A 14159-nucleotide genomic window follows, 5' to 3' on the forward strand; every position below is an offset into this window, starting at 1 on the left:
TGGTAAGTGAGAGACTTATGCAATCAATTCCGATGACTGTACGAGGCGAAGAGTTGCTTCGTGAAGAACTGAACCATCTGAAAAAAGTGGTTCGTCCCCAAATTGTTGCCGATATTGCCGAAGCGCGTGAACACGGTGACTTAAAAGAAAACGCTGAGTATCATGCTGCGCGTGAACAACAGGGTTTTTGTGAAGGGCGAATTCAAGAAATCGAAGCTAAATTATCGACTTCTCAAGTAATTGACGTCACAAAGATGGCTAATAATGGCAAGGTTATTTTTGGTAGCACAGTAACGATTGTTAATGTAGATACTGATGAAGAAGTAACTTATAAAATTGTTGGCGACGACGAAGCAGACATTAAAAACAATTTAATTTCTGTAAATTCACCAATTGCTCGTGGCTTAGTCGGCAAAGAGCTAGATGATTCAGTTAATATTCAAACTCCAAACGGTACTGTTGAATACGAAATCATCGAAGTTGAATACGTCTAATTAGTCTAACCTAAAGATCAAAAGCCCAGTTCATTGTAACTGGGCTTTTTTATTTCTACACAAAATAAATATCATTTTTGACTAAGATCATCCTTTCTATGAACACTTCTCGCTAGATAAAGCTGATTGGCGTACTATCAATCGTGAAATATCACGAGGAATGATGATGTCATCTGTTATTAAGCACTTCTTAAATGACCCAAAACTCTTACTCAATGCCGTCGGCGAAGGTATCTATGGCTTTGACCTATCTGGTAATGCCGTTTTTATCAATCCTGCAGCAGAAAAAATGACAGGGTGGGGAGCTGATGAGTTACTCGGTAAGAAAATTCATCAGTATCACCATCATAGCCACCCAGATGGTAGCGAATACCCCGCCGATGAGTGCCAAATTTATAAGACCATGTTTGATGGTGAAACGCGTTATGTTAAAGGAGAGGTTTTTTGGCGTAAAGATGGGAGTTGCTTTCCGGTTGAATACACATCGACACCTGTGTATCGAGATGGTCAAGTGATAGGGGCTGTAGCGATATTTCGCGATATTTCACAACAAGAGGAAACAGAGCAAGCACTTCGTGATGCGCTCAAACAAGTGCAGTCTTTATCAGAGCAATTAAAAGACGAAAATAGCTATCTGTTGTCTGAAATTAATCAAAATTGGCAAGGTTCTGGTTTGGTGGGCCAAAGCCATGTTTTCAACCGTATGCTTGAGCAAATTAAGTTAGTTAGTACAACCGACAGTACAGTGCTTGTTTTAGGTGAAAATGGTACAGGTAAAGAGCTAGTTGCACGAAACCTACACGCCTTAAGCTGTCGCTCAAAAATGCCATTTGTACGTGTGAATTGTGCTGCATTTTCCCCAAGTTTGTTAGAGTCAGAATTATTTGGTCATGAAAAAGGCGCATTTACAGGCGCACATGATAAAAGAAAAGGCCGTTTTGAGCTTGCACACAATGGCACCTTATTTTTAGATGAGATTGGTGAGCTACCCCAAGAAGCCCAAAGCAAGCTACTGCGCGTGCTGCAAGAGCAAGAGTTTGAGCGTGTTGGCGGTACAAAAACCATATCCGTTAATATACGAGTAATTGCAGCGACAAACAGAGACTTGTGGCAAATGGTGGAAGAGGGGGCGTTTAGGATGGATTTATATTATCGATTAAATGTATTCCCTATTAAAGTGCCTCCGCTTCGTGAAAGAAAAGAAGATTTACCTATGTTGTGTGCCAACATGATTAATAAGCTTAATGTTAGGTTGGGTAAGCAAATCAAAGGGATAGCAAAATCATCTTTAATCAAATTAGAGTCCTATGATTGGCCTGGAAATATCAGGGAGCTTCAGAATATTTTGGAGCGTGAAGCTATTTTAGCAAGCGGCTACACATTGCATTTGTCACAGCCTTTACACGTAGATGAGAATGTTGTCATGAAAGGTGAGACTGCAGTTCGTTTGGATGAAGTTCAAAAGCACCATATTATTAAAGTGTTAGAGATTAGCGGTTGGAAAATTTCAGGCGCGCAAGGAGCCGCTGAAAAGCTTGGATTAAATGAAAGTACGCTGCGCTCTAAGATGAAAAAGTTGGGGATCTCGAAAAAACGCGATATTTAAAGATTTTTCGTGAAATATCACGCTTCCTTAGAAGGGTGTGGTAAAAAATCTTTTATATATCATGCATTTACCTATCTTTCAGTTTGGTCTGAAAGTTGCAAATAACTAATCGTGTTCCACTTACCGTAAGCAAGTAATATGAAGTTTGATATTAAAGAAGAGGATATGATTATTAAGCCCTACAAGCAAGAAGGGCCAATTTATATCCGAGAACAAAAAGGGTTCTTTCAGAAAATCCGTCGTAACCTTGGCTGGATCTTGATGTTGGTATTTATCGCCATTCCTTGGATCCCCTACAAAGGCCAGCAAGCGGTACTTTTTGATGTTTCAAGCCAGCAATTTAGAATATTTAGCCAGACATTTTTACCGCATGACTTTATGATTTTAGCCTGGGTATTCATGGCAGGTGCTTTTGGTTTATTCTTTGTCACAAATTGGTTGGGCCGAGTTTGGTGTGGTTATACCTGCCCTCAAACCATTTGGATGTTAATGTTTACATGGGTAGAGCATCGAGTTGAGGGAACTCGTAATCAACGTATTAAACTAGATAAATCGAATTGGAAATCACAAAAAGCGCTGAGAAAAACAGCTAAACACACGATTTGGTTATTGATTTCTTTATTTACCGCGACTTCATTTATGGCTTATTTTGTGCCAGCGAAAACCTTATACATCGATATGTTCACTTTAGAGTGGTCTGGTTTAGTGAGTTTTTGGGTGTTTTTATTTGCTTTTTGTACCTACGGCAATGCTGGCTTCTTAAGAGAAAAAATGTGTAATGTGGCATGTCCATATTCACGTTTCCAATCAGTTATGTTCGACAAAGACACTTTGTTAGTTACTTACGACGCAATACGAGGCGAGAATCGTGGGCCACGCAAGCGCAAGTCTGATCACAAAGCACAAGGGCTTGGAGATTGCGTAGACTGCAACTTGTGTGTTGAGGTGTGTCCTGCGGGCATAGATATACGAAATGGCCTTCAATATGAGTGTATTAACTGTGGATTATGTATAGATGCATGTGATGACACCATGTCTAAGTTTGGTTATCAAACTGGCTTAATACAATACGTTAGTGAAAATCAAACCGCTGGAAAAACATCTAGCCCTTTCAGACTCAAGCTTGTTGGCTATGCAGGCTTGTTTGCGGTTATACTTGCGACCATGGCAATTTGGGCATTTAATCGCACGCCCATTGAAGCATCTGTAATTCGTGACCGTAATGCGCTTTACAGGGTTAATTACGAAGGGTTAGTCGAAAACCCATACACGTTAAGTATCATTAATAAAACGCAGCAAACATTGCAATACAAAGTAAGCTTCCATGGTTTGCATAACGCTAAACTGACAGCCCCGCAGGAGATTGAAATACAAGGCGGTAAGATGTTACTCGTTCCAGTGACGATTGCCGCTGATGGCTATGATATTCAAAGTAAGCGAACGCCAATTCAATTTACTATTTCCGCGAATGAAGATAGCAGTATTTCTATCACGAAAGACAGCTATTTTTATAAAAACTAGTGTTTTAGTAGAGCACTGGGTTATTCCTCGAAGGGCCAATTGGCCCTTTTTTACATTTTAGGTAAAGCATGAGATTGCAGCCGAAAAGTAAAGTAGACTGTGTGCTGATTTTGCTTATTAAACTTAGTCAACGGGAGAAACAGGTGATAGGGTATCGAAATGCAAACTGTTCACCATGTGAGCGTTGTGGTGTGTTCTTGAGTGATGAACTGGATGAGTGCCCACATTGTAAGGGGTTATCAAATAGAGAAGCCTTGAATTTGAAAGCATTTAGACAATATGAAATGCCTAAGTCTACCCGCTTTTTAAGGTTCGTCATGTTATGTCTGTTTGGGCTGTGCTTTGTTGGGGTGGTTTATCTTTTTATGCTGTAGGTTTTAAGCTGACACTTGATGTATTGAAGAAAAGTCCGATACTAAATATCGGACTTATGCGATGTTAGTTTTCTAGGGGGCTTTTGTAACCATCAGGCTTGAGTGCTAAGACGTCGCAATCTAAGCTATCAATAACATGTTCTGCCGTATTACCTATTAAAGCTGCACTCAATCCTGTTCTTCCTACCGTACCAATAACGACAAGCTCAGCTGACTTTTTGTCTGCAACAGAAGGGATGACGTCTTCAGGTAGACCTTCTTCGATAATACAGGTCTCTTTTGCGATGTTAAACTTACTCGCTAAAGACCATGTTTCATCTTCATGGTGCTTTTTAACCGCCTCACTGTATTGCGATGGGTTGAATTCAGGGATTTCTATGGCGATGTTAACTGGCGTTGCAGGATAGGTATTAACCAAGCTTAATGACGCATCTGCAAGATCACAAATAAACAGGGCGTCTTTGACAATTCGTTTGTTAAGCTCTTGGTGTTGCTCATTGTCACTGACCGAGTTGACCGCTGCGATGATCTCTCCATGCTCTGGCCAGGCTTTATCTTTAACCAAAAGTACTGGAGTAGGGCATTTTCGTATTAGGTGCCAATCAGTCGGGGTAAATATAACGGATTTTAACGTATCGTGTTGATGTGTCGATTTGATAACGATATCGAATTGCTCGTCGAGCACTTCTTCAATAATTGCTTCATATGGCCGATTGTGCCATACCACCTTTGCTTGGATGTCTAAGTCGGTATATTTTTCTATCTGTATATTGATCCATTCTTCTCTATCTTTAATAACTGCGAGGCGCATCGCTTCGCGCTCTTCTTTGGAAAGCATGGTTGTCATTTCGTATGAAAAGTCATAAATAGAGAGGAAGGCTGTTATTTTTGCCCCTGTCTTTTGGGCGAGACTAATAGAGCGTTCAAGGCTATTTTGTTGCTCTTTTGTGGGGTCAATAACAGTGAGAATTCTCTTTATCTTGTCCATAAAAGCCTCCTATGGCACTTGGCTAATCAATATACTTTGAGTGTAACTGATATAGCCAAGGTATAAAGCGAATTCGGCAGAAATATTGGTTTAGATCAAGTAGTAATACCAGCTGCTGCAGCTAAACCTTCAGGTTCTAAAATCGTAATGAATTTACCTTCAACTTTGATTAAGCCAGCTTTTTGAAAGCGGCTTAACAGGCGGCTGATAGTTTCAACTGTCAGGCCTAGGTAGTTACCAATTTCGCCTCGTGTCATTGTAAAGCGGAACTCTTTACGAGAGAAACCACGTTCGCCAAATCGGTTAGATAAGTTAAAGATAAAGGTTGCGAGCCTTTCTTCAGCCGTTTTTTTGTTGAGTAACAATAACATCTCTTGATCATAGTTGATCTCGTTACTCATTAGTCTCATGATCTGCTGTCTTAATTTTGGTAATTTACCTGCAAGTTCATCAAGTGTTTCAAACGGGATTTCACATACCATTGAAGTTTCGAGTGCTTGTGCAAAACTTTGATGTTGCATTTTATTGATGGCATCAAAACCAACCAAGTCACCAGCGAGGTGGAACCCAGTTATTTGCTCATCACCTTGCTCAGACAGGGTATAAGATTTAAATGAGCCAGATCTAACGGCGTAAATTGCTTGAAGTGCTGTGCCAGATTCGAATAAGAAGTCACCTTTATGTAAAGGTTTCTTTCGTTCGATGATTTCATCTAGCTTATCCATCTCATTACCATTGAGTGAATAAGGCAAGCAAAGCTGACTTATACTGCAATTTGTACAACTGATTGTACACTGACTTTTGGAGCGATTATTTAAATCCATAATTAATCCATTACTCTTAGACGCACATAAAAAATAAATTCAAAAATTGCCAAAAACAAAAACTTAAATATTATTATTAAGTTAAGTACTTCGAAATTTTCACCATAATAAGCCCGTAAAAACTCCTGCTTTTAAGGACTTAATCTATGCTTGCTATTATCTAATATTAGTAAGCATAAAACTAGATTAATCTACTAGTTTATTACTAGTGATGATAATCAAGTAAAACCCATACCATACAAAGAGATTACCAAGTGCTACTCTCGTAACCGTATGGTTTAAAAATTTGTTGAGTATTTGCGCTGATTGTCCTGCAACAAGTAATGCAGGAAAGGTCCCCAGAGCGAAAGCCATCATAGTCAGTGCGCCATACAGGGCACTTTTTGCTTGAAGGCTCCATATCAAAGCACTGTATACAAGGCCGCATGGTAGCCATCCCCATAAAGCGCCATAAGCAAGCGCTTTTGCTTTGGTATCAATCGGTAAAATGTGTTTATTTAGCTTGACTATACGTTGCCAAATTACAAAGTTTCCGAGTTTTTCTAGCCAATTTAGTGTGCCAGCAAGCCGCATAATGTATAGGCCAACGAGCAGCATAAATACGCCACTTAAATAGGATAAAGCAATAGCAAAACCTGTGTGTTGCTTCGCTAAAGATGCGCCCAGTGCAGCAACCAGCAGGCCTGCGGTAGCATAACTTAAAAGTCGGCCAAAATTGTATAAAAAAGCGACGAGAAGGGGAGCTTGCTTTGATTGGGCAAGCTGTAAGCTTGATGCTATTCCACCACACATAGCTAAGCAGTGGCCACTGCCCATCAGTCCCATAAAAAATGCACTGGCAAAACTAATTTCCATCATTACTCTTGTTATGTTGCTCTTTGTCATCTTCAAACAAAATGCTGTGCGCTTGCTTGTTTAGATCAGAGAATTGCTCGCTTTTTACAGCCCAAAAAAACACCCCGATGGCGATAACCACAAATAAAATAGCGATGGGGATCAATACATAAATTATACTCATAGCTTCAATAACCTTAATGAGTTGGTAATGACCACAATAGAGCTTGCTGACATGCCAATTACAGCGAGCCAAGGTGGCACGAGCCCAAGTGCAGCTAATGGTAAGATAGAGCCGTTATACAGCAGCGAAATCGTCAAATTTTGCTTAATGATTTGCTTAGTTTTAATGGCCACACTTTGTAGCGTTTTCAGTGAATTTAGATCACTATTTAACAGTACTACATCAGCCGTGTTTTTTGAAATATCTGCGCCAGTTTCCATTGCAATAGAAAGGTGGGCGCTATTAAATACTGGGCTATCGTTTACGCCATCGCCAACCATAGCTACGATGTGACCTTTATCAGACCAGTGTTCAACTTCATTTTGCTTGTCTTTTGGTGCACACGCTTGTTTATAAGAATCAAGTCCAAGCTCGTTAGATAAATCGCTGGCAGCTTTTGAGCTATCACCGGTTAACATATGGCATGTGAGCTGATGAGATTGTAAATATTCGACGACTTCGGGCGCACTGGTTCGTACTTTATCTTGAAGGTAAAAGTCCGCGATAGGCCGCTTGTCAACAAATAGGGTTGCCTGCGCAAAAGAGGCATGACTTCCAAACCAGCTAGGTTTGCCAATTGCGATGTGTTTGCCTTCAAATTGGCCGCTTACACCAAGGCCTGTTGATACCTTCGCTTTATTTATCTCTAAAAAGCTGACTTTTTCGTCAGCAAACGCTTTCGCGATTGGATGTTCGGAATAGCGCTCCAGTGCGCTTGCAAGGGCTAAAATCATCGACTCTGCATATTGCTCATCTAGAACAGTGACATTCGAAATAGTAAAACGCCCTTCTGTAAGGGTACCTGTTTTATCAAATGCATACCGACTTACCTTGGGCGCAGTTTCTAATACATGCGCTTCTTTGATCAAGATGCCTTTTCTGGTAAGTGTCGCAACGGCACAGGTTAAAGCTGTAGGGATAGCCAAGCTTAATGCACATGGGCAGGTGGCAACTAAAACAGCGATTGTGATCCAGAATGCATGCTCGGGTTCGACATGGTACCAACCAATTGCTGTGATGGAGGCAAAGATCAGTAAGCAGGCCACAAACCACTGGGCGACTTTATCGGTTACTTCAACAATTTTGGGCCTTTTCATTAAAGCGTTATGTTGAAGCTTAATGATCTGATTGAGTAGTGTGTTTTGCCCAACTTTGTTAATTTTTAAAGTGATGACGCCATCGTGATTCAGCGTGCCTGCATAGACTTGGTGATTGGTAAATTTTTTAATCGGGAGATGTTCACCTGTCATCATCGATTCGTCGACTGTACTCGTACCATCAACCACAATGCCATCGGCGGGAATTGTCTCGCCAGGTTTAACCAAGATTAAATCGTTTAATGTTAGGCTTTTCGCCGCAATGACTTCCTCTGTTGTACCAGATAATCGCCTAGCGGTAAGAGGCAAAAGTTTTTGCAAGTTAGCAGTAAACTCGCTTGCTTTCATTCGTGCTCTAAACTCTAGATACTTTCCGAGTAGGAGCAGAAAAGTAAACATGCAGATGGACTCAAAATAGACCTCGCCCACAGACATGACAGTCGCATAGCAACTTGCTCCATATGCGCCAAAAATTGCCAGTGAAACCGGCAGATCCATATTCAGTTGGCGGCTTTTAAGGCCTTTTACTGCATTGGTTAAAAAAGGCAGGGCGGAATAGAGAATGACAGGCGAAGCTAAAATTAAACTAATCCAGCGGAAATATTGCTCAAACCCTTCTTCCATACCTGAAAACATGCCAAAGTACATGGCAAAAGCGAACATCATGACTTGCATAGTCATTAGCCCAGCAACGCCTAAGCGACGCATATAAGCTTTAGCAGCAGCTTGTTTTTGCGCGGCTTCTTCATCTGCTTGGAATGGATACGCTTTGTATCCGATTTGCATCAGTGCAGCGATGATTTCACTGAGCTTGGTCGTTTCATCTTGCCACAAGATCATCGCTCGATGGGTTGAGGTATTAACATCGACACGTTTAATGCCTGGGATTGCAAGTAACTGTTTTTCGATCAGCCAGGCACATGCTGCACAGCTGATCCCTTCAACACTGAGTAGTACTTCTTTCAAATTACCTTGTTCAGCCACAAAGTCTTTTTGAATATCTTTGTTATCGTAGCTGAGCAGTTCTTTTAATTGTTCTGGTACTAACTCTTCAACTTTGCCGCTGGACTCTGTGCGAAATTTATAATAGTCACTCATTCCCTGCGCAAGGATTGTTTCTGCAACAGCTTGACAGCCTGTGCAACAGACTGGATTGGCGATTCCTTCGAAAACAACTTCACCTTGAAATCCTGAAGGGACAGCTTCAAGGCAATGAAAACAACTTTTTGCCATAAGAATTACTTGTATTGGGGTGTAATAGAAACAGGCTTATCAGTTGGTAATTGCAAGTTCTCCTTCATTTTCCAACTGCCGTCCATAGGTTCGATGAACACGGTAAATGCGCCGCTGTGTTCTTTATCTAGTAACGCGGTGTATGTACCGCTGGCATTGGCAAGCAGGGTCGTGGAGAAGTCGTATTCTTTAATTGTTCTGTGATAAAACGATACTTTTAATGCGTTGACATTACTGCGATCGCCTTTGGTGAAATCAAAGCTGATTTTGTCATTTTCAACAATCAAATCGCCATGTAGATATAGCGCTTTTGCTTTATTGAATTTGCTCAACTCGAGGTTGATTGCTTTGCCTTTTTTGTAATAATCATCGACGACCATATCAGGACCGTTACCAACAGCATAAGTCACTAAAAATACGCACGCAATGATGGTGACGAGTGGGAAAAACATTAAAAACCAAGGCCAAAAATTCTTATACCACGGAGTTGGATTCATAATTATTCACTACTTTACATTGTTGTTTGTTTTGCTGCCTACTAGGCGAGTTTTATATTAAATTTACGTTAGTTTGTTACTATAAGTAAGCCTCCATTATGGAGGCTTACATGTTTATGCCATACTTATTTCTCTTGAGATAAGCTATATACATAGGCAGTTAAAAGATGAACTTTATCTTCACCTAAAATGTCTTTCCATGCCGGCATCACACCTGCGCGACCATGACGTATTGACTCTTCAACAGCGCGTTTTGAGCCACCGTATAGCCATATATTATCGGTCAAATCAGGTGCACCGAATGGTAATCCAAGTGCGACAGAGCCAGTACCGTCAGCACCGTGACATGCTGCACACATAGCAAATTTAGCTTTACCAGCGTCAGCATCTTTTTGGTTTACTGTACGGCCTGATAGGCTTAGTACATAAGCGGTCATTTCTTTTACGCCTTGCTCACCTAATGCTGCTTCCCAACCGGGCATCGCTGCAATTCGACCATTTAGCAGTGTCTCTTTGATTTGATCCGGTGTACCGCCATATAACCAGTCTTTGTCAGTCAGGTTAGGGAAGCCAAGGCCACCACGCGCATCTGAGCCGTGACACTGTGCACAGTTTTGAGCATAAAGCCTTTGCCCGATTTCCAACGCGTCTGAATCTTTTGCAAGTGTTAATACATCTTGCTCTGCAAACGCTTTAAATATAGGACCAAAACGTTCGTCTGCGGCTTCAAACTCTTTATCAAGTTGAACCCAGACCCCTTTATCTTTTGCGTCTAACACAGCTTGTTTAGACTCTTCGAGCGATATGACACCTTGGTTAGAGCTGGTCCAGCCAAGTAAACCAGCGAAGTTACCTAAGCCAGGATACATTGCAAGGTAGTACACAGACCAAACGAATGTTGCGAAGAACATGTAAGTCCACCATTTTGGCAGTGGGTTGTTTAGTTCTTCGATGCCGTCAAACTCGTGACCACAACTGGCACCTTCTTCGACACCTGTGTAGTTTTTCAGGTTCCAAATTAATAGGCCAAATATGAGAGCCAGACATGCTAAGGTCAATACGATGACCCAAATACTCCAAAAGCTAGTCATTTTTCAGACTCCTTTTCCTCTTTTGAAATTGTGTTGTCGTGTTTTATTTCATCGTCGAATATGGCTTTTGCAGCGTCATCAAACCGACTTTTGGTTCGTTTGCTGTAAGCCCACACAACAATCACAATGAACAGTACTAAAATTACCAGAGTTAAAATGCCTCTGTATGTGCCGTAATCCATAATAAATTACTTCAAATGTGTGCCAAGTTGTTGCAAGTAAGCGATCAAGGCTTCCATTTCGGTTTTGCCTTGGACTGCTTGCTGTGCGTTCTTGATATCTTCGTCGGTGTAAGGCACACCGAAGTTTTTGAAGACTTCAAGCTTCTTAGCGGTTAATTTACCATCCAGTACGTTCTCTTCTAGCCAAGGATATCCTGGCATATTTGATTCAGGAACTACGGAGCGAGGGTCGATCAGGTGCGCATAATGCCAGTCGTCAGAATAACGACCACCAACACGCGCAAGATCAGGTCCAGTTCTTTTAGAACCCCATTGGAAAGGGTGGTCCCAAACAGATTCACCAGCGACGGAGTAGTGACCATATCGTTCAACTTCATCCCTAAATGGGCGGATCATTTGTGAATGACAGTTGTAACAGCCTTCACGGACATAAACGTCTCGGCCTTCCATCTCAAGTGCGGTTAATGGACGTAATCCCTCAACTGGCTTTGTTGTATCATCTTGGAACATCAGTGGCGTTATTTCTACTAATGCACCGAAGCTAATCGCAAACACTGTGAGAATCGCCATCAATCCAACGTTCTTTTCTACTATTTCGTGTTTATTTGTCGAGTTATTATTGCTCATAGTCGATACCTCTTAAGCCATTTGCGTGTTTGCATCAGTAGCAAGAGAGCCACTTTTTGCAGTAACAGTGCGGTATACGTTATAAGCCATTACTAGCATGCCGACTACGATGAACACACCGCCTAGGAAGCGCATGATATAGAATGGATATGAAGCCTCTAGAGATTGCACAAAGCTGTACATCAATGTACCGTCAGAGTTTACTGCTCGCCACATCAAGCCTTGCATTACACCTGAAATCCACATTGCAACGATATATAAAACAACGCCCACAGTGTGTAACCAGAAGTGCGTATTAACCAGTTTCACGCTATACATATTTGCATGGCCAAATAATGCAGGGATTAAGTGGTAGATAGCACCAATTGAAATCATTGCAACCCAACCAAGTGCACCAGAGTGAACGTGGCCAACAGTCCAGTCAGTGTAATGTGATAGAGCATTTACTGATTTGATTGCCATCATTGGACCTTCAAATGTTGACATACCGTAGAATGACAGGGAAACAACTAAGAAACGCAATACTGGATCAGTACGAAGCTTATGCCATGCGCCAGATAGCGTCATAATACCGTTGATCATGCCGCCCCATGAAGGAACGAATAGAATCACTGACATAACCATACCAAGAGACTGAGTCCAGTCTGGTAAAGCAGTATAATGAAGATGGTGAGGGCCAGCCCAAATGTAAAGAGAGACAAGCGCCCAGAAGTGCACGACTGACAATCTATATGAATATACAGGGCGTCCAGCTTGCTTAGGAACGAAGTAGTACATCATACCCAAAAATCCAGCAGTTAGAAGGAAGCCTACCGCGTTGTGACCGTACCACCATTGTACCATTGCATCTACCGCCCCCGCGTATATTGAGTATGATTTAGTCAGTGATACCGGTACTGCCATACTGTTAACGATGTGAAGGACTGCAACAGTGATAATAAATCCTGCATAAAACCAGTTTGCGACATAGATATGAGATACCTTACGGTTAATCAATGTGCCGAAAAAGACGACTGCGTAAGTTACCCAAACGACTGCAATTGCAATATCAATAGGCCACTCTAGCTCTGCATATTCTTTTGAGCTTGTAATACCTAAGGGTAGTGTAATTGCGGCTGCAACGATAATTGCTTGCCAGCCCCAAAATGTAAATGAAGCTAATTTGTCGGAGAAAAGACGCGTTTGACACGTGCGTTGCACGACGTAGTATGACGTTGCAAATAATGCACTAGTACCAAAGGCGAAAATAACAGCGTTCGTATGTAACGGACGAAGTCGAGAGTAAGTTAACCATGGAATGTCGAAGTTTAAAGCAGGCCAAGCAAGTTGCGCTGCGATAAATACACCTACACCCATGCCAACGATGCCCCAAATCACTGTCATAATAGCGAATTGGCGTACAACTTTATAATTGTACTCAGTTTGTGATGCTACTGTTTGGCTCATTTTCTGGATTCCGCTGCAGTTAATGCGTTTAGAAATGATTAACCTGTAAAACAGGCCCTCTTTTATATTTCAACAGTCCCGCTTTGCGTACGCTAAATAAGCCAAAGCAAGCCTGAGAAACCCTTATTTTTGCAAGGAAATAATAATTTTTTTGCAAAACAAAAGATACCTAAAACACCCCAAAGCATGACATCAATCAAGTTTTCAGCAGGTAGTTTAAAACCGTCCAGTTTTCATGACCACGGTCAATTCAACCGAGATTTATTCTAACCTTGGCTGGCCCTCAAAGCTTGATAAGCGTAGTATCATAGGCACACAATTTTGACTCTAGTCAGCTTAAATTATGCGCTATTTTTCAACATTCGCTTTGATAATTTTAATTTATTTACTTACGTCCTGCTCAGAGCTATATATAAGTATACATGAAAGTTCAGAAAAAAGTGAAAGTTCAGTCAAAACTAAAAATTGTACATTACCTGAACCATGTAAGTTGGGAAAAAATACAGAGTTTTGGGTTTCTAAAGAGAGATTGAAAGCAGAGGAGCTATTTGAAGTGTATTTAAAAAATCCTTCTATACAGTCAATTGGCTTGGCACATATAGAAGGGGTATCTATGTACATGGGCAAAATTCCAATTTCATTTGAGCCGCATGAGCAGGGTCTTTGGGTAGCTGAAGCTATGGTTGGTGCATGTAATCTTGAAAAAATGAAGTGGAAAATTGTACTTTCTGGTTTGAAGGAGGGGCTTGACACCTCAGCGCCCATTTTTTATACGACGCGTTAGATTTTAAATACCCACCAATTCACACAGTCTCACGGATTGGCTTTACATGTATTTAGTCTCTACTACAATCTTGTATATTGTAGCTCTTTAAACATTCATAATGTATTGAACTTGTAAATCTATTTGTTAATTATTAATTGAAATTTTGATTTTTTTCGATTCGTGTAGGCCAGGTATTTACCTATGCTATTAACGCAGCAATTTCTCTGAATCAGCCTATATTTGGGCTCTTAATACTAACCAGTACTCCTCATTGTTCTAGCTAAGTGTGCATTAACTAACAAGAAATTTTGATAAAAATTTAATCAATTCACTAGAGTTTTGGCTTGTAGCAACTA

14 protein-coding genes are annotated in these 14159 nt (G+C 41.0%); 4 read left to right on the top strand and 10 right to left on the bottom strand.

Features of this window, described 5'->3' with window-relative positions; genetic code table 11:
- Positions 1-17: 17 nt before the first annotated feature.
- The 3 genes from greA to ccoG all read left to right on the top strand — a co-directional run bounded on the left by greA (position 18) and on the right by ccoG (position 3621).
- Positions 18-494, top strand: coding sequence for a transcription elongation factor GreA (gene greA / locus N477_RS13285; RefSeq protein ID WP_039609029.1), 477 nt, complete (start codon positions 18-20; stop codon positions 492-494).
- A 166-nt stretch (positions 495-660) separates the two neighbouring features.
- Complete coding sequence (locus N477_RS13290; RefSeq protein ID WP_063359922.1) at positions 661-2100, top strand: sigma-54 interaction domain-containing protein; 1440 nt, start codon at positions 661-663, stop codon at positions 2098-2100.
- A gap of 138 nt (positions 2101-2238) precedes the next feature.
- The gene (ccoG, locus tag N477_RS13295; RefSeq protein ID WP_063359921.1) at positions 2239-3621 is read left to right on the top strand and encodes a cytochrome c oxidase accessory protein CcoG; all 1383 of its coding nucleotides are present in this window, start codon (positions 2239-2241) and stop codon (positions 3619-3621) included.
- 438 nt (positions 3622-4059) lie between these two features.
- On the opposite strand, the gene uspE is transcribed toward ccoG, so the two are convergent.
- The 10 genes from uspE to ccoN form a co-directional block, all read right to left on the bottom strand.
- Positions 4060-4983 (bottom strand): universal stress protein UspE, encoded by a 924-nt coding sequence (uspE, locus tag N477_RS13300; protein ID WP_063359919.1) that lies wholly within the window; start codon positions 4981-4983, stop codon positions 4060-4062.
- Positions 4984-5078: 95 nt separating this feature from the next.
- A complete protein-coding gene (locus N477_RS13305) occupies positions 5079-5807 on the bottom strand; it encodes an FNR family transcription factor (protein WP_063359918.1) in 729 nt (242 codons plus the stop codon).
- A 186-nt stretch (positions 5808-5993) separates the two neighbouring features.
- Positions 5994-6665, bottom strand: coding sequence for a sulfite exporter TauE/SafE family protein (locus N477_RS13310; protein ID WP_063359917.1), 672 nt, complete (start codon positions 6663-6665; stop codon positions 5994-5996).
- A complete protein-coding gene (gene ccoS / locus N477_RS13315; RefSeq protein WP_063359916.1) occupies positions 6652-6825 on the bottom strand; it encodes a cbb3-type cytochrome oxidase assembly protein CcoS in 174 nt (57 codons plus the stop codon). Before ccoS ends, N477_RS13310 begins: the two co-directional genes overlap by 14 nt.
- Positions 6822-9194, bottom strand: coding sequence for a heavy metal translocating P-type ATPase (locus tag N477_RS13320; protein WP_063359915.1), 2373 nt, complete (start codon positions 9192-9194; stop codon positions 6822-6824). Before N477_RS13320 ends, ccoS begins: the two co-directional genes overlap by 4 nt.
- 5 nt (positions 9195-9199) lie before the next feature.
- Complete coding sequence (locus N477_RS13325) at positions 9200-9691, bottom strand: FixH family protein (RefSeq protein WP_063359914.1); 492 nt, start codon at positions 9689-9691, stop codon at positions 9200-9202.
- A 125-nt stretch (positions 9692-9816) separates the two neighbouring features.
- Positions 9817-10782 (bottom strand): cytochrome-c oxidase, cbb3-type subunit III, encoded by a 966-nt coding sequence (gene ccoP / locus N477_RS13330; RefSeq protein ID WP_063359913.1) that lies wholly within the window; start codon positions 10780-10782, stop codon positions 9817-9819.
- The gene (locus N477_RS13335; protein WP_046355371.1) at positions 10779-10964 is read right to left on the bottom strand and encodes a cbb3-type cytochrome oxidase subunit 3; all 186 of its coding nucleotides are present in this window, start codon (positions 10962-10964) and stop codon (positions 10779-10781) included. The genes ccoP and N477_RS13335 overlap by 4 nt, the downstream gene beginning before the upstream one ends.
- Positions 10965-10970: 6 nt before the next feature.
- Complete coding sequence (gene ccoO / locus N477_RS13340) at positions 10971-11591, bottom strand: cytochrome-c oxidase, cbb3-type subunit II (RefSeq protein ID WP_063359912.1); 621 nt, start codon at positions 11589-11591, stop codon at positions 10971-10973.
- Positions 11592-11603: 12 nt separating this feature from the next.
- Positions 11604-13037 carry a cytochrome-c oxidase, cbb3-type subunit I gene (ccoN, locus tag N477_RS13345; protein ID WP_023401643.1) on the bottom strand — a complete coding sequence of 478 codons (1434 nt, stop codon included), beginning with the start codon at positions 13035-13037 and terminating at the stop codon, positions 11604-11606.
- Between the two features lie 343 nt (positions 13038-13380).
- Between ccoN and N477_RS26300 the strand changes: the two genes are divergently transcribed.
- Positions 13381-13821 (top strand): hypothetical protein, encoded by a 441-nt coding sequence (locus N477_RS26300; protein WP_063359911.1) that lies wholly within the window; start codon positions 13381-13383, stop codon positions 13819-13821.
- Positions 13822-14159: the final 338 nt, after the last annotated feature.

Source organism: Pseudoalteromonas luteoviolacea H33-S (assembly GCF_001625695.1).
Taxonomy (GTDB): domain Bacteria; phylum Pseudomonadota; class Gammaproteobacteria; order Enterobacterales; family Alteromonadaceae; genus Pseudoalteromonas; species Pseudoalteromonas luteoviolacea_B.

Coding starts and splice junctions, on each gene's coding strand:
- ccoG (WP_063359921.1), top strand. CDS start 2,239: ATGAAGTTTGATATTAAAGAAGAGGATATGATTATTAAGCCCTACAAG.
- uspE (WP_063359919.1), bottom strand. CDS start 4,983: ATGGACAAGATAAAGAGAATTCTCACTGTTATTGACCCCACAAAAGAG.
- N477_RS13290 (WP_063359922.1), top strand. CDS start 661: ATGTCATCTGTTATTAAGCACTTCTTAAATGACCCAAAACTCTTACTC.
- ccoN (WP_023401643.1), bottom strand. CDS start 13,037: ATGAGCCAAACAGTAGCATCACAAACTGAGTACAATTATAAAGTTGTA.
- N477_RS13325 (WP_063359914.1), bottom strand. CDS start 9,691: ATGAATCCAACTCCGTGGTATAAGAATTTTTGGCCTTGGTTTTTAATG.
- N477_RS26300 (WP_063359911.1), top strand. CDS start 13,381: ATGCGCTATTTTTCAACATTCGCTTTGATAATTTTAATTTATTTACTT.
- N477_RS13305 (WP_063359918.1), bottom strand. CDS start 5,807: ATGGATTTAAATAATCGCTCCAAAAGTCAGTGTACAATCAGTTGTACA.
- N477_RS13335 (WP_046355371.1), bottom strand. CDS start 10,964: ATGGATTACGGCACATACAGAGGCATTTTAACTCTGGTAATTTTAGTA.
- N477_RS13310 (WP_063359917.1), bottom strand. CDS start 6,665: ATGATGGAAATTAGTTTTGCCAGTGCATTTTTTATGGGACTGATGGGC.
- N477_RS13320 (WP_063359915.1), bottom strand. CDS start 9,194: ATGGCAAAAAGTTGTTTTCATTGCCTTGAAGCTGTCCCTTCAGGATTT.
- ccoP (WP_063359913.1), bottom strand. CDS start 10,782: ATGACTAGCTTTTGGAGTATTTGGGTCATCGTATTGACCTTAGCATGT.
- greA (WP_039609029.1), top strand. CDS start 18: ATGCAATCAATTCCGATGACTGTACGAGGCGAAGAGTTGCTTCGTGAA.
- ccoS (WP_063359916.1), bottom strand. CDS start 6,825: ATGAGTATAATTTATGTATTGATCCCCATCGCTATTTTATTTGTGGTT.
- ccoO (WP_063359912.1), bottom strand. CDS start 11,591: ATGAGCAATAATAACTCGACAAATAAACACGAAATAGTAGAAAAGAAC.